Below are 4,524 nucleotides of genomic sequence, written 5' to 3'. Positions count from 1 at the left end.
GCTGCCGCAACACGCTCTCGCAAATCGTCAGAATAGGCTCGTGCCATCCCTGCTGGCCTCCTGCCCAGCCAGCAGCTTGAATCACAATCACACCCTCTTGGGAATCCCCAATCGATTCAGCATAATCAGGACAGACTCTAGTCCTCCGGCGGCGGGTCGCCGGCCGCGTCGCGTTCGAGCTTGCGCACGCGCTCGCGCGCCTTGACCAGCGCCTTCTCCATCTCGCGGCGGTATTTGGCGATGATCACCTCGCGCTCGCGGTAGCGCTTGCGCCATTTGCGTCCCTCGGGGCTGGTGACCGCGCCGAGCAGCCAGCCGGCGGCGAGCGCCGCGGCGAGCAGGACCCATCCGAAGGGAGAGGTGAAGGGCATCGAACTTCCCTAGCTGGAACGCGGGCGGCGTGACCAGCGGCTATTGAACACCGATCGCGCCCTAGCCACTCATCAACGCGTCGTTGATCGAGCACGCCGCCGGGCCGAGGATCACGACGAACAGCACGGGCAGGATGAACAGGATCAGCGGCACGGTCATGATCGCGGGCAGGCGCGCGGCCTTTTCCTCGGCGCGCATCATGCGCTCGTTGCGGAACTCGCCCGACAGCACGCGCAGCGCCGAGGCGAGCGGGGTGCCGTATTTCTCGGTCTGGATCATGGTCGTCACCACGCCGCGGATCGAATCGAGATCGATGCGCATGGCGAGATTCTCGAACGCCTGCCGCCGGTCGGTGAGGAAGCCGAGCTCGATCGCGGTGAGCGAGAACTCCTCGCCCAGCTCGGGATAGGCCTTGCCCAGCTCCTTGGCGACGCGCCCGAACGCGGCATCGACGGTGAGCCCCGCCTCGGCGCAGATCACCAGCAGGTCGAGCGCGTCGGGAATGCCCTTGCGGATCGCGGCGCTGCGCTTCTGGATCTTGTTCTTGAGATAGATGTCCGGCGCCTTGTAGGCGAGGAGGAAGCTGCCCGCGACCAGACCATAGGATTTGAGCGCCGACCAGTCGGCGAACATATCGGTGCCATAGACGACGAACAGCATGACCCCGCCGATCACGATCGGCAGCACCATCCGGCCGAAGATCACCGCATAGGCATAGTCCTTGGAGCGGATGCCGGCCTGGAGCAGCTTGACCTGCGCGACCTTGACCTGCTCGTCCTGCAGCACCTGCAAGGAGGACAGGAACGAGCGGATGCGGTCGGTGGTGTCGTTCTGGCGGACGAGCTTCGCGCGGCGCTTGCTGGTCGATGCGCTGATGCCCGCCTTGAGCTGCTCGCGGCGCTCGTTGAGCGCCTTGACGCGCTTCGCCATCGGGTCGCGCACCGTGGTCGCGGTATAGACGGCGAGGAGGACGCAGAACGTTGCCACGCCTGCGAGCAGGGTCGCGACGTAGATGACGTCGACGCCAAGGATTGTGGGTCCGTCGGGGCTGCTGATCATCGCGTCAAATCTCGAAACTGATCATTTGCTTCATGATGAAGGCGCCGATGCTCATCCACAGCAGTCCGCCGCCGCCGGCGATCATCAGCCGCTCGTCGACGAAGAACTTCTGCATGTACTCGCCGCTGATGTACCAGATCAGCGCGAACACGATGAAAGGCAGCGAGCCGATGATATAGGCCGACGCCTTGGATTCGGACGACATCGCCTTGATCTTGAGCTTCATCTGCGCGCGCTTGCGCAGCACGTCGGCCAGGTTGGCGAGCGTCTCGGCCAGGTTGCCGCCGGTCTCGCGCTGGATCGCGATGGTGATGCAGAAGAACTGGAACTCGGGCGTGCCTAGGCGATCGGCGGTTTCCTGAAGCGCCTGATCGAGCGTTCGGCCGATCTTCATCTTGTCGGTGATCGTGCGGAACTCCTCGCCCACCGGCCCGTCGATCTCGGCGCCGACGACGCCCATCGTCTCGGTGATCGGAAGGCCCGAGCGCAGGCCGCGGACCAGCAGCTCGATCGCGTCGGGGAATTTGTTGGTGAACTTGTTGATGCGCCGGTTGATGAAGAACCCGACCACCAGATGCGGCAGGCCGATGCCGACGAACAGCCCGATCAGCAGCGCGAGCAGGAAGGGCAGCCCGCGGACCGCCAGCGCGGCGGCGACGACCAGCGTCAGGCCCAGCGTGGCGAGGCCGTACTGGCCGACGGTCCAGCCCTTGCCGGTCATCTCCAGCCGTTTGCCGAGCAGCGCCGGGTTGGGCAGGAAGCGCGCCGCCGCCTTGTCCATGTTGCTGGCGCGCGCGGTCGAGATCCGGCGCATCTGCGCTTCGACAGCCCCCGTGCCGACGACGCCGGCATGACGGTCGCGCAGCGAGGTCAGCCGGCGCGATCCGGCCTTCTGCGCCGACGGCCCCGAAAAGGCGAGGACGAGCAGCAGCAGCACCGTGAAGGCGCCCCCTGCGAGCAGCATGATCGGCAGCATGTCCATGCCTTGCCTCGACTCCGAACCGTGGTGCCCCGATGAGGGGCCTTACTTCTTCTTGCTGGGCAGCTTGATCGACAGGCCGGAAAGCTTGCCGAGCAGCGAGCCGCCCTTGCCCGCGTCACCCTTGGCGCCCCTGCCCTTGGCGTCCTTCCCGTCCTCGGCGGAATCGGTGCAGGCGACGATGCGCTCGGCGATCTCGGCGAGCGGGGCGAGCGCCTTCACGCCCTTGCCCGCTTCGGCCAGCGGCTTGCCGAGCTTGGCGGCCTGCACCGCAGTCTTGGGATCGTAGGGGACGAGATAGTCGATCTTGCGCTCGATCGAGCCCTCGAAGTCCTTGCGGCTGATCTCGAGCTGGCCGCCCGCGGGAACGCGGTTGGCGACCACGATCATCTGGGTGTGCGGGGCGTTCGACTTGAACCAGCTGAGGATGCGGATCGCGTCGCGCGCCGCCGCCAGCGTCAGCTCGGTCACCAGCACCGCGACCTGGACATCGGTGATCAGGTGCGGATAGTTGACCAGCATCGCACGCGGCAGATCGACGACGGTGCACTCGAACGCGCTTCGGATCTCCTCCTGCAGCTGGAAGAACGCCGCGCCGTCGGTCATCACCGGCGCGTTGATCGGCGCCTCGGCCGAGAGCACCGCCAGCTTGTCCGACGCCTTGACCATCGCGCGCTCGATGAACAGCCCGTCGATGCGGCTCGGATTCTCGATCGCGTCGGTGAGGCCGCGGCCCGGCTCCAGGTCCAGCGCGAGCGCGCCGGTGCCGAAATGCACGTCGAGGTCGAGCAGCGCGGTCGAGCGGCCGCCCTTCTCGCTGAGCAGCCATGCGACCGAGGTGGCGAGCGTCGAGGCGCCGACGCCGCCGCGCGTGCCGATCACGGCGACCGCGCAGTGCGGCCGATCTGAGGGCGCGTCGCTCTGCTTGGGCGCATTCAGCGCTGCCTGCGCCTGCACGAAGGTCTCGCGCAGCACGTCGGGGTTGAGTGGCTTCAGCAGATAGTCCTGGATGCCCGAGGCGACGAGGTCGCGGTACAGGCGGACGTCGTTCACCTGGCCCGCCGCGATCACCACTGTGCCCGGCTCGCAGACCTCGGCCAGCGCGTTGATGTCGTTGAGCGGGTCGCCGCTTTCGGAAAGGTCGACGAACAGCACGTTGGGGCTGGCCGACACCGAGAGCGTCTGCACCGCGTTGCGCAGCCCGCCCTTGTTGACCTTTTCGGGGTTCCACCCCTGCTCGATCGCGATCGGGCGGAGCGATTCGGCGGTCGCCTCGTCGCAGACAAAGGCGACGAACGGCTCGCGATGTGCAGTGCGCCCGGCGCTAAAGGGTGCGTTCACTTGCTGCCTCCTGCGCCTTCGGCCTTCACGGTCGTGCCGCCCCCGCCGCTCGGTGCGGCTTCGCGCAGCGCCTTGATCGACTTGTTGATCTGGAACGGATCGGCAGTGCCCGATCCCGGCTCGCCGCGCACGAGATCGGCCGGATTGGCGATCATCGCGGCCAGATTCTTGTTGGTCGCGCAGCCGAAGTTGGAGGTCGTGCTCGCCTGATAGTCGGGCTGATAGGTGCGCGAGAAGTCGGGGCAGCTCGGCACGCTCGCCGTCATCCGCGTCATCACCACGCGCACCGTGCCCGGCGTGATCGTCCCCGCCGTGACCGGCGCATTGTCCGCCAGCATCAGGCCGAAGCGATTGGCCTCCGCGGCGACCTCGGCGCGGCCGGTGACGCCGCCGGCGCCGTCGTCGACCGAGATGCGATCCCCATAGCCCGGCCGCATGGCGCGCAGCCAGCCGCCGAGGCGCTCGCTTTCGCCCGGGGCGAGCGAATCGCCGGCGGCCGCAAGGTCGAGCGCATAGTCGGTGCGCTGGACGACGGGCTGATGGATCGATTCGACCCCGCCATTATAGGTGCCGCAGCCGCCCAGCAGCGCCGCCGGGACCAGGAGAAGGGGAAGGGCGATATGCTTGAACATCTCTGTCTCCTCAGCCGCGCGTCACAAACCGAAGCCCGGTGCGGCGTCGGCGTCTTTCTTCTTGGAGTCGCGCGTGCCCGGCACTGCCTTGGGCTGCTGCTCCGGGGGCTGCGGCGCGGCGGGCGCGTCGGGCGACATCGC

Annotated in this window: 5 protein-coding genes; all 5 read right to left on the bottom strand. The window is 67.4% G+C overall.

Going from position 1 to position 4,524, the window contains the following annotated elements; genetic code table 11:
• Positions 1-137: 137 nt before the first annotated feature.
• Positions 138-371 (bottom strand): hypothetical protein, encoded by a 234-nt coding sequence (locus VGD28_RS00415; RefSeq protein ID WP_331026349.1) that lies wholly within the window; start codon positions 369-371, stop codon positions 138-140.
• A gap of 61 nt (positions 372-432) precedes the next feature.
• Complete coding sequence (locus VGD28_RS00410) at positions 433-1,431, bottom strand: type II secretion system F family protein (protein ID WP_331026348.1); 999 nt, start codon at positions 1,429-1,431, stop codon at positions 433-435.
• 4 nt (positions 1,432-1,435) lie between these two features.
• On the bottom strand, positions 1,436-2,413 hold the full coding sequence (locus tag VGD28_RS00405; protein ID WP_331026347.1) for a type II secretion system F family protein: 978 nt from the start codon (positions 2,411-2,413) through the stop codon (positions 1,436-1,438).
• A gap of 42 nt (positions 2,414-2,455) precedes the next feature.
• Positions 2,456-3,751 carry a pilus assembly protein CpaE gene (locus VGD28_RS00400; protein WP_331026346.1) on the bottom strand — a complete coding sequence of 432 codons (1,296 nt, stop codon included), beginning with the start codon at positions 3,749-3,751 and terminating at the stop codon, positions 2,456-2,458.
• Positions 3,748-4,383, bottom strand: coding sequence for a CpaD family pilus assembly lipoprotein (locus VGD28_RS00395; RefSeq protein WP_331026345.1), 636 nt, complete (start codon positions 4,381-4,383; stop codon positions 3,748-3,750). The genes VGD28_RS00400 and VGD28_RS00395 overlap by 4 nt, the downstream gene beginning before the upstream one ends.
• Between the last annotated feature and the right edge of the window lie 141 nt (positions 4,384-4,524).

It is taken from the genome of Sphingomonas sp., assembly GCF_036402235.1.
Taxonomy (GTDB): Bacteria; Pseudomonadota; Alphaproteobacteria; order Sphingomonadales; family Sphingomonadaceae; genus Sphingomonas.
This window is presented reverse-complemented; position numbering and strand designations above follow the sequence as displayed.

Bases quoted from the DNA above. Each gene is read 5' to 3' on its own strand.
- VGD28_RS00415 (WP_331026349.1), bottom strand. From the start codon at position 371: ATGCCCTTCACCTCTCCCTTCGGATGGGTCCTGCTCGCCGCGGCGCTC.
- VGD28_RS00410 (WP_331026348.1), bottom strand. From the start codon at position 1,431: ATGATCAGCAGCCCCGACGGACCCACAATCCTTGGCGTCGACGTCATC.
- VGD28_RS00405 (WP_331026347.1), bottom strand. From the start codon at position 2,413: ATGGACATGCTGCCGATCATGCTGCTCGCAGGGGGCGCCTTCACGGTG.
- VGD28_RS00395 (WP_331026345.1), bottom strand. From the start codon at position 4,383: ATGTTCAAGCATATCGCCCTTCCCCTTCTCCTGGTCCCGGCGGCGCTG.